Genomic DNA, 21,828 nt, shown 5'->3' on the forward strand with positions numbered 1-21,828 from the left:
GAAACGAGTGGCGCGGACCGCGGCGCTCCCACTCGTTCCTCGTTCCTCTTCACTCGTTCCTGGCCAGACTGTCACGCCAAAACGGAGAGCGACAAAGGAACCAGGAGCCAGTGACGCGACCGAGGGGCGCTCTCACTCGTCCTCGTTCCTCTCCACTCGTTTCTGGCCAGACGGTCACGCCAAAAGGGAGAGCGACGAAGGAACAAGGAGCCAGTGACGCGACCGAGGAGCGCTCTCACTTGTTCCTCGTTCCTCTCCACTCGTTCCTCGCCTTCAGGCCATGCTCTCCCGCAGCCCGTCCACATCCAGGATCATCGCCAGGCGACCGTCGCCGATCAGGGTGGCGCCGGCGTAGCCGGGCAGGCCGCGCAGGGCGCGCGGCAGGGGCTTGATCACCACTTCCTCGCGGCCGCGCACCTGGTCCACGATCAGGCCGAAGCGCGAGTCGCCCATCTGCAGCAGCACGATGGTGAACAGCGTCTCCGGCGGCACCTGCAGGCCCAGCCAGCCGCGCAGGTCCAGCAACGGCAGGGTGTGCGAGCGGCGGTCCAGCACCGGGCGGCCGTCGAACCACTTCAGGGTCTTTTCCGGCGCGTGCATCACTTCCTGCACGCGCGCCAGCGGCAAGGCGTAGACCGCCTCGCCGGCCTGCACCAGCAGGGTCGGCAGGATCGCCAGGGTCAGCGGCACGCGGATCAAAAAGCGGCTGCCGCGTCCGAGTTCGGACTGGATCTGGATCTGGCCGCCCAGCTCACGAATGCGCGATTGCACCACGTCCATGCCCACGCCACGGCCGGAGATGTCGGTGACCTCGGCCTTGGTGGAAAAGCCGGGCAGGAAGATCAGGTTGAGGCATTCGTCCGCGCTCAGGCGGGCGGCGGCCTCGGCATCGATCAGGCCCTTCTCGCGCGCCTTGGCGCGCAGGCGCTCGGGGTCGATGCCGGCGCCGTCGTCCTGCACTTCGATGGCCACATAATCGCCTTCCTGGCGCGCGGCCAGGCGCAGCCGGCCCGAGCGCGGCTTGCCGGAAGCCTCGCGCAGGCCCGGTGCCTCGATGCCGTGGTCGATGCCGTTGCGCACCAGGTGCACCAGCGGATCGGCCAGGGCCTCGACCAGGTTGCGGTCCAGCTCGGTCTCGGCGCCCACCAGCTCCAGTTCGACTTCCTTCTGCAGCGAGCGCGCCACATCGCGCGCCACCTTGGGAAAGCGCGAGAACACCTTGCCCACCGGCTGCATGCGCGTGCGCATGACCGCCGACTGCAGGCGCGCGGTGGCCACGTCCAGCACGCCCACGGCGCGCTCCAGTTCCTCGTCGCGGATGCGGGTGCGCAGGGTCTTCAGGCGGTTACGCGCCAGCACCAGCTCGCCGATCAGGTTGACGATGTCGTCCAGCCGGCGCGTGTCCACGCGCACGGTGGTTTCCACCTCGGCGGCCTTGGCAGCCGGGACCGGGGACCGGGGACCGGGGACCGGGGCAGAAGCGGGAGCCGCTGCCTTTGCCGTTGCTTTCCCGGGTCCCGGCTGCAAGGGCTTGCTGCCGGGCGCAGCGGCGCCGTGCAGGCTGTCCAGCAGGTTCTCGAACTCGTCGTCGCTGATGTCGCCACTGGCCGCAGCCGCCGGCGCTGCCGTTGCCTTCCCGGGTCCCCGGTCCCCGGTCCCCGGTCCCGGCGATTCCAGCGCGAACTGGGCAATCAGCTCCGGCGGCGCATGCGGCGGTTCGGTGCCGTTGGACAGCGCGTCGAGCATGCCCTGCAGCCAGTCCAGCGAGCGCTGGGCCGCGTCGAAGTGGGCCGAGGTCAGTTGGCCCTGACCGGCACGCACGGTGCCCAGGGTCTCCTCGGCGGCATGGCACAGGTTGACCATCGCGGTCACGCCCAAAAAGCCGGCGCCGCCCTTGAGGGTGTGGAAGCCGCGGAACACCGCGTTCAGCTGGTCGCGGTCCTCCGGCGACTGTTCCAGCGCCACCAGCTGCTCGCCCAGGCGGTCCAGGATTTCCTGGGCCTCGACGATGAAGTCCGCTGCAATATCGGAAGAGACCGCGCTCATGTCGGTTTACAGACCCAGGTCGGAAAGCAGGGCGTCGGCGTCGTTCTGCGAGACGCCATGCCGGTCGATACCCGCCAGCGCGGGGCCGGCCAGGTGGTTGTCGGGGGTGACGCCGCGCTGCTGCGGCGGCAGGCCGAGTGCGGCAAAGCCCTCGTGCACGCGGCGCACGATGCCGGCCACGCGGCGCACGGTCTGGCCGGTGATGTCCTGATAGCTCTGCGCCAGCGCCATCTCCTGCAGGTTCAGGCGCAGGGTGGCCAGCAGCTCCAGCTGGTGCGGCGCGTCCAGCCCGGTGCGCAGCTGTTCGCTGATCGCGCGCGACTGCTCGATCAGGTCCAGGGTGCGGTGGGTGGCCTGCTCGGTGGTGGTGACCACATGGTCCAGGCGCGCGCAGGCATCGTCCAGTTCGTTGGCGCCGGGGTGGTCGGCCGGCGGCAGCTCGCCCAGGGCCTGGGCCAGTTCGCGCGCCAGGCGGCTCAGGCCCTTGACCAGCGGCTGGGTGCGCGCGGCCGCCAGGGCGTCCACGTGCGAACGCCAGGTCGTTTCATCGCCCGCTTCCAACGCGACCAGGGCCTGTTGCAGCCGGTCGATCAGCGCGGCGCGCTCGGGAGCGGACAGGGCGCTCATGCGGTGGCCGCCAGCCGTTCGAAGATCTTGCCCAGCTTCTCTTCCAGGGTCTGCGCGGTGAACGGCTTGATGATGTAGCCGTTCACGCCGTTCTGCGCGGCCTCGATGATCTGCTCGCGCTTGGCTTCGGCCGTGACCATCAGCACCGGCAGGGTCTTGAGCTTGTCGTCGGCGCGGATGGCACGCAGCAGGTCGATGCCGGTCATGCCCGGCATGTTCCAGTCGGTCACCACGAAGTCGAACGGCTGCGTGTTCAGCGCCGCCAGCGCGGTGTGGCCATCGTCGGCTTCGGCCGTGTTGGTGAAGCCCAGGTCGTTGAGCAGGTTCTTGACGATGCGGCGCATCGTCGAGAAATCGTCGACGATCAGGATGCGCATGTTCTTGTTCACTTCGGGCTCCAGCAGGTCTTCATCGGGTTCTTGGAACGGATCGCGAAAGGCGGCGGCCGCGGCGGCTTACTCGTCTTCCAGTCCGGCATCGTGGGTGTCGAACATGTTGAGCTTGCCGCGCAGGCGGACCACGGCCTGGCCGTGGATCTGGCAGACGCGCGACTCGCTCACGCCCAGCACCGCGCCGATCTCCTTCAGGTTCAATTCCTGTTCGTAGTACAGCGACAGCACCATCTGCTCGCGCTCGGGCAGCTCACCGATGGCCCCGCCCAGGGCGCGACCGAACTGGCCGCGCTCCAGCATCTGCTGCGGGTTCAGGCCGGCATCGGGCGCCACATCGACATCGCCGTGGTCCTCGATGCGCGACTCCAGGCTCAGCACCTGGCCGCGCGAGGCGTCTTCCATCAGGCGCATGTAGTCGGGCAGCGGCATCTCCAGGCGCGCGGCGACGTCCTGCGAGGACGCGGCACGGCCGGTTTCCTGTTCGATCGCGCGGGTCGCGGCCGCGGCGTCACGGGCGCGGCGGTGCACCGAGCGCGGCACCCAGTCGCCACGACGGATCTCGTCGATCATCGAGCCGCGGATGCGGATCGAGGCGTAGGTCTCGAACGAGGCGCCCTGCTCGGCGTCGTAGCTGCGCGAGGCTTCCAGCAGGCCGATCATGCCGGCCTGGATCAGGTCGTCGACCTCCACGCTGGCCGGCAGCTTGGCCGCCAGGTGGTGGGCGATGCGGCGCACCAGGTCGGCGTGCTTGGTGACGTAGTCGGTGGCGACGGTGCGCTGCACCGCGCGGTATTCGGCAGTGGCCATGTTCATGCCATCGCCCTCTGCTGGATCATGCGGTCGACGAAGAATTCCACGGTGCCGCGCGGTTCCACCGGGGCCTGCCAGCGCGAGGCGCGGCGGGCGATGTCGGTGATGGCGCGCGCCGAGGGACTGGCGGGGTAGGCACGAACGACGGCCTGCTGGCGCTGCACGGCCATGCGCAGCCATTCGCACTGCGGCACCGCGCCCAGGTAGTTCAGCGAGACATCGCCCAGGAAGCGCTCGCACACGCGCGAGATCTTGTCGTAGAGGCGGCGGCCTTCGTTGGCATCGCGCACCATGTTGGCCACGATCTGGATGCGGTCCACGCCGCGCTCGCGCGAGAGGACCTTGATCAGGGCGTAGGCATCGGTGATGGAGGCCGGCTCGTCGCAGACCACCACGATGGTGTCCTGCGAGGCCTGGCAGAAGGTCAGCACGCTGTCGGTGATGCCGGCGGCGGTGTCCACCACCAGGGTGTCCAGGTCGCGCTGCAGGTCGTTGAACACATTGACCAGGCCCACGTGCTCGGCCTGCTGCAGCTCGGCCATGTGGCGGCGGCCGGAGGCGGCCGGCACGATCAGCAGGCCGCCGGGGCCCTCGATCAGCAGCTCTTCCAGCTCGCAGCGGCCGGCCACCAGGTCGGCCAGGGTGTACTTGGGCGCCAGGCCCAGCAGTACGTCCACGTTGGCCAGCCCCAGGTCGGCGTCCAGCAGCAGGGTGCGCTTGCCCAGGTCGGCCAGGGCCACGGACAGGTTGACCGACAGGTTGGTCTTGCCCACGCCCCCCTTGCCGCCGGTGACGGCGATGGAGCGGACGGAATTCATTGGCGGCGGGGGAACGCTGGTCACTGTCGTGTACTCATGCAACGGCATGGTCGTGCTCCGGGATATTGGGCTTATCGGCAGCGCGGCGCAGATCTTCAAGGCGCAGCGCCAAACTGGCGGCATTTGCCCGATGCAGGTCTTGCGGGACCTGTTGTCCATCGGTGACCCAGGTCAGCGGCAAACCGTGGTCGACCACCACCGACAGGGCGCTGCCCAGTCGGCCGGTTTCGTCCAGCTTGGTCAGCACCACCCCCTGCGGCGCTGCGGTCTGGAAACGGCGTACCACTTCGTCCAGGTCGGAGAAGTGCGAGTTCGCAGGAAGGACAAGCAAGGTCCGTACCTGTTTTGCGGCGCGCAGCCAGTTCAGCTGGCTGGCCAGGGCGCGGTCGCGCTGGCCCAGGCCGGCGGTATCCACCAGCACCAGCTTGTAGTCGGACAGGCGCTGCAGCAGGGTGATCAGCGAGGCGTGGCTGTCGGCCTCGTGCACGGCCACGCCGAGCTGGCGGCCGTAGCTGTGCAGCTGCTCGCGGCCGCCGATGCGGGCCACGTCGGTGGTCACCAGGGCGACGTTGCGGGCGCCGTGCTCGGCCGCGTAGCGGGCGGCCAGCTTGGCGATGGTGGTGGTCTTGCCGGCGCCGGTGGGGCCGACCAGGGCGATCACGCCGCCTTCTTCCAGCGGGTCGATCGGGCACACCGGCAGGCGCCGCGAGATCAGGCCCAGCATCATGCCGCGGCCACGGGCCGGGTCGGTGTCGGCCGGGATCTGCAGCACCACGTCGCGGGTGATGCCGGCATCGAATCCGTAGTCTTCCATCAGCTCCATGGCCGTGCCGCGCACCGGCGAGCCGCGCAGGCGCTCATCGGTCAGGCGCGACATCTCGCGTTCGATCATCGAGCGCATCTGCGCCAGCTCATCGCGCATCTGCATCAGCTGGGCGTCGGACTGCGGGACCTCCGGCGTCGGCACCAGGCTCAGGTGGGGAGCGGCTGGCGCCGGCACGGCGGCGGCCTGCGGCAGCGGCGCCTGCGAACCGTCGTGGGGCATCGCCGCCTGCGCCGGCACGGCCGGGGCAGGGGTGGGCTCGGCGGCGGCCATCAGCGCGGCCGGGGTGAAGCTGGCCGCGTCATCGGGCAGCTGGGCGAAGGAGGGGGTGGCCGCGGCCGCGGCCGGCGCGCGCAGGCCGGACATGGCATCGCGCAGGGCATCGCCGGCGTGGCGCGGGCTGACCGCGGCCAGCAGCGCCTTGGCGAAATCGCCGCTGGTGGAGGCCTGCGGGCGCGCCTTGGCGGCGGCAGCGGCGACCAGGGCATCGGCATCGAAGCCGGCCGGCGCCTGCGGGCGCGGCGACTCGGCGCGGGCCTGGGCCAGGGCCTGCTGGCGGGCGGCGTGGGCGGCCTCGCGCTCGGCCATCAGACGCTGCTCCTGGGCCACCTTCTCGGCGGTGGCGGCGGCGAACTCGGCTTCCCGACGCGCGGCCGCTTCCAGCTGCTGCTGGACCATGCCCTCGTCGTAGTTGCTGGCCGCCACGATCTCCACGCCCTCGTCGGTACGGCGGTTGGAGAGGATCACCGCATCGGCGCCGTGTTCTTCACGGACCATGCGCAGCGCGGTGCGCATGTCGGGAGCGGTAAAGCGTTTGATCTTCATGCAGGGCTCCTGCGGCCGGTGCCGCGGGGAAAGTTCGGTCTGGGAAGTCGGGTCGGGGCGGTCGCCTGTCGGCTTTCCGTCCCGCTTCCGTACCTATGCATGTGGCGTGCCGATTTGGGCGCCGGATTTTTGGACAGTGAGAAACGAGGAACGAGAAACGAGGAACGAGTGATGAAAAAGCCAGAAACGAGTGCGGAGGAACGAGAAACGAGTGGAGGAGCAACGGCGGCCGCTCTCACTCGTTCCTCGTTTCTCGTTTCTCGTTCCTCGCTCTTAGCTAATCGTGCCAATGAGCTTCAGCCGCTTGTCCTCCGGCACCTCCGTATAGGACAGCACCGACAGCGAGGGCACGCTGTGGCGGATCAGGCGGGCCAGGGCGGCGCGCACGTTGCCCGGGACCAGCACCACGGCCGGCTCGGCCTTGGCTTCCTGGCGGCCGGCGCAGTCGGCCAGGGATTGCTGCAGGCGCTCGGCCAGGCCCGGCTCCAGTGCGGCGGCGCCGCCCTGGGCCGAGTCGTTGAGCACCCGCTCCAGCTGCGGTGCCAGCGTGTAGACCGGAAGTTCCGCGGCGTTGCCCGCGATTTCCTGGACGATGAACCGGCCCAGGGCATTGCGGACCACCGCGGTCAGGTTGCCCGGGTCCTGGCTGTGCGGGGCGTGCTCGACCATGGCCTCGACGATGCGGCGCAGCTGGCGCACCGGGATGCGCTCGATCAGCAGGTTCTGCAGCACCCGCACCACCACCGACAGCGGCAGCGACTTGGGGGTCAGGTCTTCCACCAGCTTGGGCGCGCTCTTGGCCAGGGTGGCCAGCAGCTGCTGCACTTCCTCGTGGCCCAGCAGCTCCGGGGCGTGGCTGCGCACCAGGTGGGAGAGATGGGTGGCGATCACGGTGGACGGGTCGACCACGGTGTAGCCCATGGACTCGGCCTGGGCGCGCTGGTGCGGCAGGATCCACACCGCATCCAGGCCGAAGGCCGGGTCCTTGCCGGGCACGCCGTCCAGCTGGCCCAGCGCGCCGCCCGGGTCCAGGGCCAGTTCGCGGTCCGGGTAGACCTCGGCGGTGGCCACCGGCACGCCGTGCACCAGCAGGCGGTAGGCCGTGGCCGACAGCTCCAGGTTGTCGCGGATATGCACCGGGGGGATCAGGAAGCCGATGTCCTGGGTCAGCTTGCGGCGTACGCCCTTGATGCGCGCCATCAGCTCGCCGCCCTGGGCCTTGTCCACCAGCGGGATCAGGCGGTAGCCCACTTCCAGGCCCAGCGGATCGACCGGGCGCAGCTCGTCCCAGCCGAGCTCGGCATTGGGATTGGCCGCCGGGGTCGGCGCGGAGGCCGGGTCGGGCGCGGAGGCCGCCGCGTCCTTGCTCGCCTGCTCCTTCTTGTACAGGCGCCAGGCCATGTAGCCCAGGCCCGCGCCCAGCGTCAGAAAAGCGACATTGGGCATGCCCGGCACTAGGCCGACCGTGCCCAGGATGCCGGCGGCGATGGCCACCGAGCGGTACTGGCCGAACACCTGGCCGCCCATGGCCTTGCCCATGTCCTGCTTGCGCGAGGCGCGGGTTACCAGCAGGGCCACGGCCGAGGACACCAGCAGCGCGGGCAGCTGCGCCACCAGGCCGTCGCCGATGGACAGCAGGGTGTAGGTCGCGGCTGCGTCGGCCACCGGCATGCCGTGCTGCAGCACGCCCACGGCCAGGCCGCCGATCAGGTTGATGAACAGGATCAGGATGCCGGCGATGGCATCGCCGCGAATGAACTTGTTGGCACCGTCCATCGCGCCGTAGAAGTCGGCTTCCTCGCGCACTTCCTCGCGGCGGGCCTTGGCTTCCTCGCGGGTCAGCAGGCCGGCGTTGAGATCGGCGTCGATGGCCATCTGCTTGCCGGGCATCGCGTCCAGGATGAAGCGCGCGGTCACCTCCGAGATGCGCCCGGCGCCCTTGGTGATGACCACGAAGTTGATGATGGTCAGGATCGCGAACACCACGATGCCCACCGCGTAGTTGCCGCCGATCACGAACTCGCCGAAGGCGGCGATGACCTTGCCGGCCGCGTCGTGGCCGCCCTGGCCGTGCATCAGGATCACGCGGGTGGAGGCCACGTTCAGCGCCAGGCGCAGCATGGTGGTCATCAGCAGCACGATCGGGAAGATCGAGAACTCCAGCGGCCGCTGCACGTAGACCACGGCCAGCAGCACCATCAGCGAGATGGCGATGTTGAAGGAGAACAGCGCATCCAGCACGAACGGCGGCAGCGGCACCACCACCATGCCCAGCATGCCCATGACCACCAGCGGGGCGCCCAGGCCACTGCGCATCAGGTCGACGAACCGGCCCATGGTGCCGCCGTTGCCGCCCGGGGCCACGGCGCTCACAGGCCGGCCCCGTCAGTCGCGCCGTTGGGGCGGCCGTCGGCGAATTCCTGCACCTCCACTGCCGGCTGGGCGGGGTAACGGCCGCCCGCGGTGCGCCAGTTGCGCAGCTGGTAGACGTAGGACAGCACCTGGGCCACGGCGGCGTAGAGTCTCACGGGAATTTCCTTGCCTAGATCGCTTTCCCTATACAAGGCGCGTGCCAGCGGCGGGGCCGAGAGGATGGCGACCTTGTGCTGCTCGGCCACCTCGCGGATGCGGAAGGCGGTCTCGTCCACGCCCTTGGCCACCACGATGGGCGCGCCGGCCTTGCCGTTCTCGTACTTGAGTGCGACGGCGTAGTGGGTGGGGTTGACCACCACCACGTCGGCAGTGGGCACGGCCTCCATCATCCGGCGCTGGGACATCTGGTGCTGCATCTGGCGGATCTTGCCCTTCACCTCCGGGCTGCCCTCGCTTTCCTTCATCTCGCGCTTGAGCTCCTCGCGGCTCATCATCAGCTTCCGCTTCCAGTTCCACTTCTGGTACGGCGCATCGATGGCCGCCAGCAGCGCCAGCGCGCCGCAGGTGGCGAACAGCATCTTCAGGGCCAGGCCCACGCCCTGGCTCATGGCCATCTCCAGCGGCATGCCCACCAGCGAGCGCAGCAGCTTGGTGCCCGACCACAGGGTCAGGCCGGCGGCGGTGCCGACGAACAGCAGGCGCAGCACCGACTTGACCAGCTCGGCCACGCTCTCGCTGCCCCACATGCGCTTGAGCCCGGCGGCCGGGTTCATGCGGTCGAACTTGGGCGTCAGCGACTTGGTGTTGAACTGCACGCTGCCCATGGCCATCGGCGCGACCACGGCCGTCGCCAGGGCCACCAGCACGATCGGCCACATCGTCAGCAGCAGCTGCAGGATCTGATGGCCGAAGTAGGGCAGCAGCTCCTGCGGGGTCTCCAGCAGGCTGCGGGGCGGGGACAGCGCCTGCTTGAACCAGTCGCGCGCGCTGCGGCCGATGCCGCCGCCGGCGGACATCACCGCGATCACCCCGCCGGTGAACACCGCCGCGGTGGACAGCTCGCGCGATCGCGGCACGTTGCCCTGTTCACGGGCCTCGCGCAGGCGCTTTTCACTAGGCTGTTCTGTACGTTCCTGGTCGTCTTCGGACATCGGACATCACGCACGGCGGGGGATGCCGCCATCGTGCAAGCGCCGTGCCAGCGATCAGGGCGCCGGGCTGCCGTCCATCTGCGGCAGCGGTGCCGGGCGGGCGATGTGGTAGCCCTGGGCCCAGTCCACGCCCAGGCTGTGCAGCAGGCGCAGGATTTCGGCGTCCTCCACGTACTCGGCCACGGTCTGGGCCTGGTAGGCATTGGCGATGGTCACCATGGCGCGGACCAGCTCGCGGTCGCGCACGTTGCTGACGATGTTGCGCACGAAGGCACCGTCGATCTTGACCAGGTCGATCGGAAGCTGCTGCAGGCGGTCGAAACTCTGCATGCCGGTGCCGAAATCGTCCAGCGCGATCAGGCAGCCGCGCTGGTGCAGCGACTGCAGCAGGGGCATGGCGCGGACGATGCCACCCTCGATCGCCCGTTCGGTGATCTCAAAGCACAGCCGCCCCGGCGCCCCGGGGAACAGGTCCAGCTTGTGCAGCAGCCAGTTGCGGAAGTGCTCGGACACCAGGCTGCGGCCGGTCAGGTTGATCGCCAAGCGCTGGTAGCCGCCGTTGTCCGGATGGGCCTGCATCCAGCCCAGCACGCTCTCGATCACCGCCCGGTCCAGCTCGACCACGCCGCGACTGGCTTCCAGCTCTTCCATGTAGTCGGCCGGCATCAGCAGCCCGTCCGGGCCACGCAGGCGGCATAGCACCTCGGCCATCTCGGCCTGGTCCTGGCCGATGCGGCGGATCGGCTGCACGTGCAGTTCCACCGCGTTCTGGCGCAGCAGCGACAGCGCCAGCGAGTGGGTCTGGAAGGCCAGGCGACCGGCATCGCCGCTTTCCAGGGTGTCGGCGAACACCGGCGAGGTCTCGGCGCGCTGGCGGGCCATGCGCTTGGCGCGAAAGGCCGCATGCAGCGCCGCGTCCAGCGCCGCATCGCCCCGGCCGGCTAGGGTGGCCACGCCCAGGTGCGGTTCCATGCGCAGGCGGGTGTCGGCATAGCGGAACTCGAAGCGCTCCAGCCCCTGCAGCACCTCGTTCCAGGACACCGGCTGTCTGGCGCGCGGCACCAGGATGAAGCGCCCTGGCCCCATGATGTAGGCATCCAGCGAGGCCTGCAGCTGCGCATGCAGGGCGGTGGTCAGCGCCTCCTGTGCCGGCAGCCCGAAGGAGGCCATCAGCGTGTCCACATGCTCGATGCTGAGCAGCCCCAGTTCTTCCGGCACCGTTTCGCGCCGGGCCAGGTCGCGGCGCAGCGCGCTGATGTTGGGCACCCCGGTCAGGCCATCGACCAGCGCCGCATCGGCGGCCCGGCGCAGCGCCAGCCGGCCATTGCTGCCGATCAGCAGCACCAGCACGCAGACCTGCTGGATGGCGGCCAGCTCGGTGCCCAGCAGCGCCGTGCGCTGCGCGGCGAACGCGGGATGGGCCAGGTTGGACTGCCCGATGCACACCAGCAGGACCGTGGACACCAGCGCCAGCAGCGGCACGCAGCAGCGCCAGGACAGGCGCAAGGACAGCCACACCATCAGCGTAACCACCAAGTAGCGATGGTCCAGGATGCGGGTGGCCAGGTCCTGGTGCTCCTGCGGGATATGCAGCAGCCACAGGAACAGCAGGGTGAACAGGCCGATGATTGCCCGTTCCACGTTGGGGATCCGCGCGGTGGTGGCCGCAGGCGAGCGCCAGCCGGTGACCAGCAGCACGATGGGCAGCGTCAGCAGCACCACGCCGTAGTAGCGCGACTGGAACAGGTAGGACGCGCGGTCCAGGACCTCCTGCGTGTCCGCGCCGGAGGCGCTCAGGCTCAGCGCGAAGGCCAGCGCCCAACCGGCCGGGTACAGCAGCAGCGCCACCAGCACGAAGGCCGGCAGGTCGCGCTGCCGGAAGTGGCGGTGAGAGCCCGCGCGCGGCCACCCCATCAGCCGAGCGCACAGCACCGTCCCTGCGTACATCACCATGTAGACCGGAAGCATGGTGGTCCCATGCCCCAGCATGGCCTGCATGCTGCCCGCGCTTTCCCACCCGGCACGCAGCACCCAGCCGAGGTAGCACAGCGGAAACAGCGTGCGCAGGTAGACCGGCGTGGGCGCCAGCATCGCCACGGCCAGGATCAGGCCCCATTGCAGGTGCGCCAGCGAGGTGACGGCATGGTGGGCCCGGCCGGGGCTGGCGCCCAGGACATCCACGAAGGGCAAGCCCAGGCAGGCCAGCGCCAGCGGCCATAGCCAGCGCCAACGCACCGCCGCGCCATCACGGGCGGGCAGGGCGTCGGGCGTGCTGAACGGATGGCCGCTGGCGCGTGACATGGATTCCTTGGGCGCCGGGGCCGAGCCGGCAGCAGGGGGCGCCATGTGTATCGGCGCAAGGGTCGCTGGACTTGACCGGATTTCGGATTACGGACTGCTCAGGCGCTCGATGGCCTCAAAGCTCGCCTCGAACTGGCGCAGGACCGGCGCGCTCAGATCGCCCATCAGCACCGCCAGCAGCGCCAGCCCCATCAGCAGCGCCACCGGCAGGCCCAGCTGCACCGGGTTCAGCTGCGGGGCCGCCTTGGCCAGGATGCCGAAGGCCAGGTTGGTGGCCAGCATCGCGATCATGAGCGGCAGCGCCAGCGACAGGCCGCCGCGCAGCACCGCCGGCAGGAAATCCGGGGCCACGGCCAGCATGGCGTTGACATCGGGCAGGGCCACGCCGATCGGCAGGGCCTGGTAGCTGCGCACCAGCAGCGAAATCATCGCCAGGTGGCCATCGCTGGCGAAGAACATCAGGCCGAAGGCCAGGTAGAACCACTGCCCGACCACGCCCGAGCTGACCCCGCGCAGCGGGTCGGCCATCTGCGCGAAGGACAGGCCCATGCCCTGGGAGACCCACTCGCCGGCCAGGGCGCCGGCCTCGAACACCAGCCGCAGCAGGAAGCCCATGGCCACCCCCAGCGCGATCTCGCGCAGGATCGACAGCACCGCCACCGCATCGAAGCCGCCCCAGGCCGGCAGCGGCGGCAGGATCGGCGCCAGCGCCACGGCCAGGGTGCCGGCCAGCAGCACGCGCACCCGCGCCGGCACCGCGCGGGTGCCGATCAAGGGCATGGCCATCAGCATCGCCCCGGTGCGCAGCATGATCCACAGCACCGCGCCGATCATGGCGAAGGCGCGGTTGCCGTCGATCACCATCGCGGTGGCGGCATCCATCAGCGCGACCCTGCGGCGGCGAAGGCGGCGCTCATCCGATCAGATGCGGGATCCGATGGAACAGGTCGATGGTGAACTCGGTCAGGTAACCCAGCAGGAAGCTGCCCAGCGCGAACAGCGCCGCGGTCAGCGTGACCGCCTTGGCGATGAAGCCGATGGTCGGCTCATTGAGCTGGGTGGCCGCCTGCACCACGCCGACCACCACGCCGACCACCAGCACGCTCAGCAACAGCGGGCCGGCGATCCACATCGCAGCGATCAGACCGCCGCGCAGTTCGGTGAGGGCGAGTTCGGGAGTCATGGGTCTAGGAACGAGTGGAGAGGAACGAGGAACGAGTGATTGAAGGCGAGGAACGAGCGATTGGGGGAGGAACGAGTGGAGAGGAACGAGGAACGAGAGAGAGCAGACGCTTGCGCTTTGTCACTCGTTCCTCGTTCCTCGTTTCTCGTTCCTAGATGCTGTTAAAGCTCGCCGCCAGCGTGCCCACCGTCAGCACCCAGCCATCGACCAGCACGAACAGCAGGATCTTGAACGGGGCCGAGATCAGCATCGGCGAGAGCATCATCATGCCCATGGACATCAGCACGCTGGCCACGACCAGGTCGATGATCACGAACGGGATGTAGATCAGAAAGCCGATCTCGAAGGCGGTCTTCAGCTCGCTGGTCACGAAGGAGGCGGCCAGGGTCGGGAAGGGGATCTCCGCCGGCGAGTTGTAGGCGCCGTGGCCGGACAGGCCGGCGAAGGTCATCAGGTCGGTGTCGCGGATCTGCGCCAGCATGAAGGCGCGCAGCGGCGACATGCCCAGGTCCCAGGCGGTGCGGAAATCGATCTGGCCATTGAGATAGGGGCCAAAGCCGCTGTCCCAGGCCTTCTGCCACACCGGCATCATGATCATCGCGGTCAGGAACAGCGCCAGGCCGATCATCACCTGGTTGGAGGGCGACTGCCCCGTGCCCAGCGCCTGGCGCAGCAGCGCCAGCACGATGGTGATGCGGGTGAAGGCGGTCATCACCAGCAGCAGCGAGGGCAGCAGGGTGATGCCGGTCATCAGCAGCAGGGTCTGCAGCGGCACGCTGACCGGGTCGTTGCCGATGCGTCCCACCGACACGTTGGGCAGTGCCGGCAGGGCCGAGCCCTGGGTCGCCGGCTCGGCGATCGGCGCCGGGTTCTGCGCCGCGGGCGCGGCCTGCGCCAGCGCCGTCAACGGCAGCACCAACACGGCCAGCAGGGCCAGCAGCAGCGGCCAGGGCAGCAGCCGGGTGCGGGGAGCGCTCATTTCCTGGAATCCTTGCGCATGCGCTGCGCCAGCAGCTGGGCGAAATCGGGGAGCTTCTTCAGGTCGGCCAGCTGCGGCGAGGGCGGCACTTGCAAGGGCTCGGGCAGGGTCTGCAGCAGGGTCACCGAGCCGGCGCTCACCCCGAGCAGCAGCTGCTGCTGGCCGACCTGGACCACCACCGCGCGCTCGCGCGTACCCAGCGGCAGGGTGGCGATCAGCTTGAGCTGTTCGTTCTGGCGGAAGGCGCTGCCCGGCATGCGCTTGAGCAACCAGGCCAGGCCCAGGATCAGCCCCAGCACCAGCAGCAGCGCCATCACCCCGCCTAGCAGACCGCTGGCGGAGGAGGCGGCCGGCGCGCTGCGGGCGACGGCGCCGGCCGTCGCAAGCAGCATCAGCGCAGTCTCCGCACGCGTTCGGCCGGGCTGACCACGTCGGTCAGGCGTACGCCGAAGCGGTCGTTGATGACCACCACCTCGCCATGGGCGACCAGGGTGCCGTTGACGAACACGTCCAGCGGCTCGCCAGCGCCGCGCTCCAGCTCGATCACCGAGCCCTGGTTGAGCTGCAGCAGGTTGCGGATGGGCATGCGGGTGCGGCCGACTTCCAGGGTCAGCGCCACCGGCACGTCCAGGATCATGTCCAGGTTGAGGTCGTTGCCGGCCTGCGGGCCATCGGCGTGCAGGTCGTCGAAGGTCGCCGCGTCGGCGTTGGGGAAACTGGTGTTCATGCGGTGGGATCCTTGGGCTGCGCTTTGGCGACGATGGTGCCGGGCGGATGGGTGGCGGTGATCTTGACGGCGTTGTAGCCGTTGGAAATGCCGAACTCGCCGGTGAACAGTGGGATGTCCTCCACGCAGATCGGCACGTCCTTGGGCAGTTCGATGGGCAGCACGTCGCCCACCTTCAGATGGGTCAGCTGGCGCAGGTTGATGGTCTTGCGCGCCAGGACGGTGGACACGGTGACCTCGGACAGCTGCAGCTGCTCGCGCAGGGTGCTGTTCCAGCTTTCGTCGCGGTCCACGCGGTCGCTCTGGATGCCGGCATCGAGTAGCTCGCGGATCGGCTCCAGCATCGAATAGGGCAGGGTCACGTGGACCTCGCCGCCACCGCCGTCGAGCTCGACGTGGAAGCGGCACACCACCACATACTCGCGCGGGGTGACGATGTTGGCGAAGTGCGGGTTGACCTCGGAATTGATGTACTCGAAATCCACCTCCAGCACCGGCGCCCAGGCTTCCTTCAGGTCGTTGAAGGTCTGCTTGAGCATCAGCTGGATGACGCGCATCTCGGTCGGGGTGAACTCGCGGCCTTCGATCTTGGCCGGGTAGCGCCCGTCGCCGCCGAAGAAGTTGTCCACCACCGTGTAGACCAGCTTGGGCTCGAACACGATCAGCCCGGTGCCGCGCAGCGGCTTGAGCTTGATCAGGTTGAGGTTGGTCGGCACGTACAGCGAGTGCATGTAGTCGCCGAACTTGAGCAGGTCGATGCCGCGCACGGACAGGTCCGCCGAGCGGCGCAGCAGGTTGAACAGGCCGATGCGCCACAGGCGCACGAAGCGCTCGTTGACCATCTCCAGGGTCGGCATGCGCCCACGGATAATCCGGTCCTGGCTGGCGAAATCGTAGGACTGGGCCACGCTCGGATCGACCGGGGCGGCGGTTTCCACCGCGCCGGAATCGACGCCGTGCAAGAGCGCGTCGATTTCGTCCTGTGAGAGCAGGTCGCTCATCGGATCGGCCTTCTTACTGGGTCACGAAGCTGGTGAAGAGCAGGCCTTCGGCGCACTTCTCGCCGGTCTCGGCGGTCATGAGCTTCTGCACCTCGGCCAGGGCCGCGGCCTGCAGCTTCTTGCGGCCGGGCACGTCGACGATGTCGGTGCCGCTCTGCTGGGCGAACAGCATCAGCAGGTCGGCGCGGATGGCCGGCGCATTGGCCTTGAGGTGTTCCAGCTGTACCGCGTCGCGGGTCATCAGCTGGACTTCGACCTGCAGGTACTGCGGGCCGCCATTGGCGCCGGACAGGTTGACCACGAAGGCCGGCTCCAGCGGCAGGTACAGCGCCGGCGCCGGCACGGCCGGCTTCTTCGGCTCGGCGGCGGCGTGCTCGGCCTCGGTGGCCTTCTTGGAGCTGAGATACCAGCCCGCGCCGGCGCCACCGGCGGCCAGGACCGCCACGATGGCGATGATCAGCGGCAGCTTGCCGCCTTTCTTCTCGCCCTTGTCGGCGGCGGCGGCCTTGGCTGGGGCTTTCTTGTCGGACACTGGGGGATCTCCGTAAGGGGTGCTCGTGGAGATAAGCAAGTCGCGTGCCGGAATGGCGTCGGGATTCTGGCGGCCTGGGGCGAGGAGTGAGTGTAGAGGAACGAGGAACGAGAAAGAGGAACGAGTTTGGAGGAACGAGGACTTAGAAAGAGGAACGAGTGTGGAGGAACGAGGAACGAGTGAGCGCGCAACGCGCGCTCTTCCGCCGGCGGGTCAATGCCTGCCGCAGCGGGCCCCCGCCCGTTCTCTCGTTCCTCGTTCTCTGGACTCGTTCCTCGCCCTCAAGCGTAAGCGTCCAGCAACCCACGCCCCTACAGAGCGCCCACCGAGACGATCATCGCGCCATCCTCGGACAGGTCCACGGCGTGGAAGAACGAGGAACGAGTGAGCGCGCAACGCGCGCCAGCGGGTCGATGCCCAGCCACAGCGGGCACCCGCCGTCTTCCCGTTCCTCGTTTCCCTAAACTCGTTCCTCGCTATCAGGCGTAAGCATCCAACAACCCACGCCCCCGCAGGCTCCGCACCGACACGGTCGTCATCGCGCCGTCCTCGGGCAGGTCCACGCTGCCGCCCGGTGCGGCCATGCGTGCGGTGCCATCGCTGTCCTGGCGCGGCTGCTGGCGGTGGCCGACGTCGGCGTGGGCCAGCTGGAAGCCGTGCTGGCCCAGCAGCTCACGCAGGCGCGGCAGGCTCTGCTCCAGGGCCTGGCGGACCTCGCCCTGGGCGGCGCTGAAGTCGGCCGAGACGCGGTCCCCGTCCAGCTTCAGGCGGATGTCCACCGTGCCCATGTCGTCCGGCGACACGCGCAGGTGGGCGTGGCCGACCTTCTGGTCGGCCATCCACTTCAGGTGGGTGCCAATCTCATCGGCGAACGCCTCGCCCTGCAGGTTCGGCACCACGCTGGGCGGGGCGACCACGGCCACGTCGCGGGCCGCGGCCAGGGGCGCCGGCTGGGTGAGCGAGATCGCCGCGCGCACCTCGCCGATGCGGGTGTCCGCACCGGCGTCGGCGACCTCGGCGGCGGCCTTGGCATCGGGCGAGAGCGCGGCCACCATCGCGGCCATGTCCGCCGGCAAGGCTTCGGGCTTGGCGGCCACGGGCAGGGCGTTCAGGGCGAACGCGCCGGCCGGCGTCGCGCCCGCGGCGGCATTGGCCGGCTGGCCAGCAGGGGACTGGGTCGCTGCGGCATCGGTCGGCAGCGCCAGGGCGGCCTGCGGATCGCCGGCCACCGTGGCGGGGTCGCCGCTGGCGGCCTGCGGGGCGCTGGCCTGCGCCATCAGCGCGGCCAGGGTCGTCGGCAGGGCCGAAGGCGTGCCCTGGCTGGCAGTGAGTGCATCGCCCTGCGGCAGAGCGCCTTCGGTCGGAACGCCTGGCGCGGTCGTCGGGGGCAGGGCCGGCATCAGCAGGGCGGCCAGGCCCGGCGGCGGCCAGGCGCCGTCCTGGGCGGGGCTGTCCTGCTCGTCCTTGCGCTCGCGATCGGCAGGCTTGTCGGCACTGGCGGTCTGGCTGGCCTGCTCGGCCTCGGCCGCGGCGCGATTGCCCTCGGTGGCCTTGGGTGCGCGCGCCTCGGGCTGCTGATCGGGCTGGCGCCCCTTGCGCTCGCCGACCCGCTCGCGCGGCGGCTGCTGGGCGGACTTCTGCGTCTGCGCGGTCCGCTGCTGCTGGCTGGAGGCGTTGTCCATCCACTTGGAGAACATGCGGTCCCCCGAGCCTGCGTCCGGCGCGGCGTTGTTGGCTTCGCTGGTGCTGCCCAGGGCGGCGTTGAAGCCGGTGGCGAGCGAGTTCAGGATGTTCATGCGTTTTCCCCTTCTTCCGCGGCGCGCTTGCGGGCGATGCGCGCGCCAAGATCGTCCATCTCACGCTGGCCGCGGCGGTCCTCCACTACGCGCTCCTGCGCGCGGTAGCTGGCGGCCAGCTGTTCCAGCACCTGCTTGTCGCGGCTGGCCAGCAGCAGGCGGCCGCGCTCCAGCTCAAGGTTGGCGCGGCTGGCGTCGACATTGCGCGCCTGCTGCGTCACCGCCGTTTCCAGCCGTTCCAGGAACGCACGGCGATTGGCCAGCTGCGCGGTGCTGACCGCGGCCATCTGCGTCTGCGCGTACTCGTCGGCGTACCGGCGCAGCTCATCCAGCCGCGACTCGTGCATGGACAGCGTCTTCTGCCGCTCGGCCAGCTCGCGGGCCACGTTGTCCTCGTGCTCCTGCGCGCGGCGCAGCAGGGGATCGATCCGGCGCGACTGCATCATTCAACGGTGTCCTTGGCGGTGGGGTGCAGCAACTCGTCCAGGGCGGACTTGCTGTGGTGCAGGTCGGCGGCCTGGGCGATGTCCTGGCCGAGGAAGGAGACGATCTCCGGCCAGCGCGCCATCGCCTCGTCGACCATCGGGTTGCCGCCGCGCTGGTAGGCGCCGATGGCGATCAGGTCGCGGTGGCTGTTGTAGGCCGACACCAGCTGCTTGAGGCGGCGGATGCGGTCGCGCCAGGGCGCATCGGCGATGTCCTGCACCACGCGGCTGACCGAGGATTCGATGTCGATGGCCGGGTACAGGCCGCTGTCGGCCACCCGGCGCGAGAGCAGGATGTGGCCGTCCAGGATCGCGCGGGCCGCATCGGCGATGGGGTCCTGCGGGTCGTCGCCTTCGGTCAGCACGGTGTAGAAGGCGGTGATCGAGCCACGCCCGGCCGCGCCGTTGCCGGCGCGTTCCACCAGCGCCGGCAGCTTGGCGAACACGCTGGGCGGATAGCCGCGGGTGGTCGGCGGCTCGCCCACGGACAGGCCGATCTCGCGCTGGGCCTGGGCGAAGCGGGTCAGCGAATCCATCAGCAGCAGCACGTTCAGGCCCTGGTCGCGGAACCACTCGGCGATGGCGGTGGCGCGGTAGGCGCCATGCAGGCGCGCCAGCGGCGGGCGGTCGGCCGGGGCCGCCACCACCACCGCGCGGCGCAGGCCTTCCTCGCCCAGGGTGCTCTCGACGAAATCGCGCACTTCGCGGCCGCGTTCGCCGATCAGCCCCACGACGATGACGTCGGCCGAGGTGAAGCGGGTCATCATGCCCAGCAGGGTGGACTTGCCCACGCCGGAGCCGGCGAACAGGCCCACGCGCTGGCCGCGGCCGATCGGCAGCATGGCGTTGATCGCGCGCACGCCCACGTCCAGCGACTGGGTGATGGGCTCGCGCGCCAGCGGGTTGATCGACACGCCGGCCATGCTGACGCTGCCTTCGCCGCGGATCGGGCCCTTGCCGTCCAGCGGCACGCCATCGCTGTCGATGACCCGGCCCAGCAGGCCTTCGCCGACCTGCACGCCGCCGCGGCGGCGCACCGGCACCACGCGCGCGTTGGGCAGCAGGCCGTGCAGTTCGGCGCTGGGCATCAGGTAGGTGCGCTCGCCAGCGAAGCCGACGATTTCCGCATCGATCCAGCCTCCGTCCACTTCCACCTTGCAGGTGGCGCCCATCGGCGCCTCGCAGCCTGTGGCTTCCAGGGTCAGGCCGACGGCGCGGCGCAGGATGCCTTCGTGGATGACGCCGCGGCCGGTGGCCGGGTCCGGCGCCAGCTTGGACAGGCGCGAGGCCAGGCGCAGGTTGCGCGCATCCAGCCAGTCGCCGGCCACCGCGGCACGGCCAAGGTTGGCGCTCATGCGGCACCCCCGGTCTTGCTGATCACCGCTTCCAGGGCGCCACGCAGGCGCGCCTCCAGGGTGCCGTCGATGCGCACGGTCTCGGCGTGCACGCGCAGGTCGCCACGGGCCAGGGCCAGGTCCGGGACCAGGCGGGTGCCCGGCTGGGCCTGCATGACCGGGGCCAGCGCGGCGATGTCGTCCGGGTGCAGGCGCACCTCGACCTCGCGCGTGGTCACCCCGACCGCCTGCACCGCCTCGTCCACCAGCTCGGCCAGCAGCGCCGGCTCGGCCTGGTAGGCGCGGCCGACCAGGCTGCCGGCGATGCGCACGGACAGCTCGCCCAGGGCGGCCAGCACTTCGCTTTCCAGGCGCGCCAGCGGACGGCTGAAGTTGTCCAGGATGCCTTCGATCTGCGCGGTCAGGCGCCGGATCTCGGCCTGGCCCTGGGCCTGGCCCTGGGCGTGCCCGGCCTCGAAACCTTCGCGGCGCGCCTCGTCCTGGATCGCCTGGATCTCCTCCAGGGTCGGCGGGCGCAGCATCGGGATGTCCGGCTCGACATGCACCTCGACCGGGGCTTCCACCACCGGTGCCAGGGACGGGGCGCTCCAGCGCAGGACTTCGTTCATACCAGCGCCTCGGCGCCGCCGCTGGCGAGCACGATGGTGCCCTCATCGGACATGCGGCGCACGATGGTGAGGATTTCCTTCTGCGCCCCTTCCACGTCGGACAGGCGCACCGGACCGCGGGCCTCCATGTCCTCCAGCAGGATCTCGGCCGCGCGCTGGGACATGTTGCGGGTGATCTTCTCCTTGACCTTGGCATCGGCACCGCGCAGGGCGATGCCCAGGCGCTCGCCGGTGACCTCGCGCAGCACCAGCTGGATGTCCTTGTCGGCCAGCTCGATGATGTCGTCGAACACGAACATCAGGTCGGCGATGCGGTTGCCCAGCTCCTGGTCCACCTGCGAGACCGCGCCCAGGATGACCTGGTCCTGGCCGGAGTCCATGAAGTTGAGGATGTTGGCCGCCACCTTGACGCCGCCGATGTTGGAGGACTTGACGTTCTGGTTGCCGGCGAACTGGCGCTCCATGATCTCGTTGAGCTCGTTCAGCGCGTTGGGCGGAATGCCGTCCAGGGTGGCGATGCGCAGCAGCACGTCGGCGCGCACGCGCTCGGGCAGCTGCTTGAGCGTGGCCGCGGCCTGATCCGCGTCCAGGTGCGCCATGACGATGGCGATGATCTGCGGGTGCTCGTTGCGCACCAGGTCGGCGATGGCGCGCGGGTCCATCCACTTCAGGGTGTCCAGGCCGGTGGTGTTGCGGCCCAGCAGGATGCGGTCGATCAGGCTGTTGGCCTTCTCCGCGCCCAGGGCCTGCACCAGCATGTTGCGGATGTACTCGTCCGCGCCCACGCCCAGCGAGGTCTGGCCGTCCAGCGCGCTGGTGAATTCGTCCATCACCCGGGTGACCTGGTCGCGCGAGACGTTGGTCAGGGTGGCCATGGCCAGGCCGAGCTTCTGCACTTCCTTGGCGCCCATGTGCTTGAGCACCTCGGCGGCATCGGCCTCGCCCAGGGAGAGGAGCAGGACGGCGGCGCGCTGGACGCCGCTCAGGGAGTTGGGA

21 protein-coding genes are annotated in these 21,828 nt (G+C 69.8%); all 21 read right to left on the bottom strand.

Translation table 11 applies throughout. The features are described from left to right. Nucleotides 1-273: 273 nt before the first annotated feature. Complete coding sequence (locus tag EPA99_RS14195) at nucleotides 274-2,046, bottom strand: chemotaxis protein CheA (RefSeq protein ID WP_129471900.1); 1,773 nt, start codon at nucleotides 2,044-2,046, stop codon at nucleotides 274-276. Between the two features lie 6 nt (nucleotides 2,047-2,052). Then, complete coding sequence (locus EPA99_RS14200; RefSeq protein WP_129471901.1) at nucleotides 2,053-2,673, bottom strand: protein phosphatase CheZ; 621 nt, start codon at nucleotides 2,671-2,673, stop codon at nucleotides 2,053-2,055. Next, nucleotides 2,670-3,062 carry a chemotaxis response regulator CheY gene (gene cheY / locus EPA99_RS14205; protein WP_164978664.1) on the bottom strand — a complete coding sequence of 131 codons (393 nt, stop codon included), beginning with the start codon at nucleotides 3,060-3,062 and terminating at the stop codon, nucleotides 2,670-2,672. The genes EPA99_RS14200 and cheY overlap by 4 nt, the downstream gene beginning before the upstream one ends. Nucleotides 3,063-3,128: 66 nt before the next feature. Next, complete coding sequence (locus EPA99_RS14210) at nucleotides 3,129-3,878, bottom strand: RNA polymerase sigma factor FliA (protein WP_129471902.1); 750 nt, start codon at nucleotides 3,876-3,878, stop codon at nucleotides 3,129-3,131. Continuing rightward, nucleotides 3,875-4,741 (bottom strand): P-loop NTPase, encoded by an 867-nt coding sequence (locus EPA99_RS14215; RefSeq protein ID WP_164978665.1) that lies wholly within the window; start codon nucleotides 4,739-4,741, stop codon nucleotides 3,875-3,877. Before EPA99_RS14215 ends, EPA99_RS14210 begins: the two co-directional genes overlap by 4 nt. Beyond that, nucleotides 4,728-6,341 (bottom strand): flagellar biosynthesis GTPase FlhF, encoded by a 1,614-nt coding sequence (gene flhF, locus EPA99_RS14220; protein WP_129471904.1) that lies wholly within the window; start codon nucleotides 6,339-6,341, stop codon nucleotides 4,728-4,730. The genes EPA99_RS14215 and flhF overlap by 14 nt, the downstream gene beginning before the upstream one ends. Nucleotides 6,342-6,614: 273 nt before the next feature. Continuing rightward, the gene (gene flhA, locus EPA99_RS14225) at nucleotides 6,615-8,678 is read right to left on the bottom strand and encodes a flagellar biosynthesis protein FlhA (protein ID WP_129472052.1); all 2,064 of its coding nucleotides are present in this window, start codon (nucleotides 8,676-8,678) and stop codon (nucleotides 6,615-6,617) included. A gap of 32 nt (nucleotides 8,679-8,710) precedes the next feature. Next, complete coding sequence (flhB, locus tag EPA99_RS14230; RefSeq protein ID WP_129471905.1) at nucleotides 8,711-9,865, bottom strand: flagellar biosynthesis protein FlhB; 1,155 nt, start codon at nucleotides 9,863-9,865, stop codon at nucleotides 8,711-8,713. A gap of 54 nt (nucleotides 9,866-9,919) precedes the next feature. Beyond that, the gene (locus tag EPA99_RS14235) at nucleotides 9,920-12,166 is read right to left on the bottom strand and encodes an EAL domain-containing protein (protein WP_164978666.1); all 2,247 of its coding nucleotides are present in this window, start codon (nucleotides 12,164-12,166) and stop codon (nucleotides 9,920-9,922) included. An 87-nt stretch (nucleotides 12,167-12,253) separates the two neighbouring features. After that, nucleotides 12,254-13,048 (bottom strand): flagellar biosynthetic protein FliR, encoded by a 795-nt coding sequence (fliR, locus tag EPA99_RS14240; RefSeq protein WP_129471907.1) that lies wholly within the window; start codon nucleotides 13,046-13,048, stop codon nucleotides 12,254-12,256. A 31-nt stretch (nucleotides 13,049-13,079) separates the two neighbouring features. Beyond that, the gene (locus tag EPA99_RS14245) at nucleotides 13,080-13,349 is read right to left on the bottom strand and encodes a flagellar biosynthetic protein FliQ (RefSeq protein ID WP_129471908.1); all 270 of its coding nucleotides are present in this window, start codon (nucleotides 13,347-13,349) and stop codon (nucleotides 13,080-13,082) included. A gap of 151 nt (nucleotides 13,350-13,500) precedes the next feature. After that, complete coding sequence (gene fliP / locus EPA99_RS14250; RefSeq protein ID WP_129471909.1) at nucleotides 13,501-14,328, bottom strand: flagellar type III secretion system pore protein FliP; 828 nt, start codon at nucleotides 14,326-14,328, stop codon at nucleotides 13,501-13,503. After that, entirely contained in the window at nucleotides 14,325-14,720 is a 396-nt protein-coding gene (fliO, locus tag EPA99_RS14255) for a flagellar biosynthetic protein FliO (RefSeq protein WP_129471910.1), read from the bottom strand. Before fliO ends, fliP begins: the two co-directional genes overlap by 4 nt. Continuing rightward, complete coding sequence (fliN, locus tag EPA99_RS14260; protein WP_129471911.1) at nucleotides 14,720-15,055, bottom strand: flagellar motor switch protein FliN; 336 nt, start codon at nucleotides 15,053-15,055, stop codon at nucleotides 14,720-14,722. Before fliN ends, fliO begins: the two co-directional genes overlap by 1 nt. Beyond that, entirely contained in the window at nucleotides 15,052-16,056 is a 1,005-nt protein-coding gene (gene fliM, locus EPA99_RS14265; RefSeq protein ID WP_129471912.1) for a flagellar motor switch protein FliM, read from the bottom strand. Before fliM ends, fliN begins: the two co-directional genes overlap by 4 nt. Before the next feature lie 13 nt (nucleotides 16,057-16,069). Then, entirely contained in the window at nucleotides 16,070-16,588 is a 519-nt protein-coding gene (locus EPA99_RS14270; RefSeq protein WP_129471913.1) for a flagellar basal body-associated FliL family protein, read from the bottom strand. A 479-nt stretch (nucleotides 16,589-17,067) separates the two neighbouring features. Then, nucleotides 17,068-18,384 carry a flagellar hook-length control protein FliK gene (locus EPA99_RS14275; protein ID WP_129471914.1) on the bottom strand — a complete coding sequence of 439 codons (1,317 nt, stop codon included), beginning with the start codon at nucleotides 18,382-18,384 and terminating at the stop codon, nucleotides 17,068-17,070. Then, nucleotides 18,381-18,830, bottom strand: a complete 450-nt coding sequence (fliJ, locus tag EPA99_RS14280) for a flagellar export protein FliJ (RefSeq protein ID WP_129471915.1) — start codon at nucleotides 18,828-18,830, stop codon at nucleotides 18,381-18,383. The genes EPA99_RS14275 and fliJ overlap by 4 nt, the downstream gene beginning before the upstream one ends. Then, nucleotides 18,827-20,224 carry a FliI/YscN family ATPase gene (locus EPA99_RS14285; protein ID WP_129471916.1) on the bottom strand — a complete coding sequence of 466 codons (1,398 nt, stop codon included), beginning with the start codon at nucleotides 20,222-20,224 and terminating at the stop codon, nucleotides 18,827-18,829. The genes fliJ and EPA99_RS14285 overlap by 4 nt, the downstream gene beginning before the upstream one ends. Beyond that, a complete protein-coding gene (locus EPA99_RS14290) occupies nucleotides 20,221-20,832 on the bottom strand; it encodes a FliH/SctL family protein (protein ID WP_129471917.1) in 612 nt (203 codons plus the stop codon). The genes EPA99_RS14285 and EPA99_RS14290 overlap by 4 nt, the downstream gene beginning before the upstream one ends. Then, nucleotides 20,829-21,818 carry a flagellar motor switch protein FliG gene (fliG, locus tag EPA99_RS14295; RefSeq protein WP_241688410.1) on the bottom strand — a complete coding sequence of 330 codons (990 nt, stop codon included), beginning with the start codon at nucleotides 21,816-21,818 and terminating at the stop codon, nucleotides 20,829-20,831. Before fliG ends, EPA99_RS14290 begins: the two co-directional genes overlap by 4 nt. Nucleotides 21,819-21,828: the final 10 nt, after the last annotated feature.

This window comes from Pseudoxanthomonas composti (genome assembly GCF_004122095.1).
GTDB lineage: Bacteria > Pseudomonadota > Gammaproteobacteria > Xanthomonadales > Xanthomonadaceae > Pseudoxanthomonas_A > Pseudoxanthomonas_A composti.

Coding starts and splice junctions, on each gene's coding strand:
- EPA99_RS14195 (WP_129471900.1), bottom strand. CDS start 2,046: ATGAGCGCGGTCTCTTCCGATATTGCAGCGGACTTCATCGTCGAGGCC.
- EPA99_RS14200 (WP_129471901.1), bottom strand. CDS start 2,673: ATGAGCGCCCTGTCCGCTCCCGAGCGCGCCGCGCTGATCGACCGGCTG.
- EPA99_RS14210 (WP_129471902.1), bottom strand. CDS start 3,878: ATGAACATGGCCACTGCCGAATACCGCGCGGTGCAGCGCACCGTCGCC.
- EPA99_RS14215 (WP_164978665.1), bottom strand. CDS start 4,741: ATGCCGTTGCATGAGTACACGACAGTGACCAGCGTTCCCCCGCCGCCA.
- flhF (WP_129471904.1), bottom strand. CDS start 6,341: ATGAAGATCAAACGCTTTACCGCTCCCGACATGCGCACCGCGCTGCGC.
- flhA (WP_129472052.1), bottom strand. CDS start 8,678: ATGGGCCGGTTCGTCGACCTGATGCGCAGTGGCCTGGGCGCCCCGCTG.
- flhB (WP_129471905.1), bottom strand. CDS start 9,865: ATGTCCGAAGACGACCAGGAACGTACAGAACAGCCTAGTGAAAAGCGC.
- EPA99_RS14235 (WP_164978666.1), bottom strand. CDS start 12,166: ATGTCACGCGCCAGCGGCCATCCGTTCAGCACGCCCGACGCCCTGCCC.
- fliR (WP_129471907.1), bottom strand. CDS start 13,048: ATGGATGCCGCCACCGCGATGGTGATCGACGGCAACCGCGCCTTCGCC.
- EPA99_RS14245 (WP_129471908.1), bottom strand. CDS start 13,349: ATGACTCCCGAACTCGCCCTCACCGAACTGCGCGGCGGTCTGATCGCT.
- fliP (WP_129471909.1), bottom strand. CDS start 14,328: ATGAGCGCTCCCCGCACCCGGCTGCTGCCCTGGCCGCTGCTGCTGGCC.
- fliO (WP_129471910.1), bottom strand. CDS start 14,720: ATGCTGCTTGCGACGGCCGGCGCCGTCGCCCGCAGCGCGCCGGCCGCC.
- fliN (WP_129471911.1), bottom strand. CDS start 15,055: ATGAACACCAGTTTCCCCAACGCCGACGCGGCGACCTTCGACGACCTG.
- fliM (WP_129471912.1), bottom strand. CDS start 16,056: ATGAGCGACCTGCTCTCACAGGACGAAATCGACGCGCTCTTGCACGGC.
- EPA99_RS14275 (WP_129471914.1), bottom strand. CDS start 18,384: ATGAACATCCTGAACTCGCTCGCCACCGGCTTCAACGCCGCCCTGGGC.
- fliJ (WP_129471915.1), bottom strand. CDS start 18,830: ATGATGCAGTCGCGCCGGATCGATCCCCTGCTGCGCCGCGCGCAGGAG.
- EPA99_RS14285 (WP_129471916.1), bottom strand. CDS start 20,224: ATGAGCGCCAACCTTGGCCGTGCCGCGGTGGCCGGCGACTGGCTGGAT.
- EPA99_RS14290 (WP_129471917.1), bottom strand. CDS start 20,832: ATGAACGAAGTCCTGCGCTGGAGCGCCCCGTCCCTGGCACCGGTGGTG.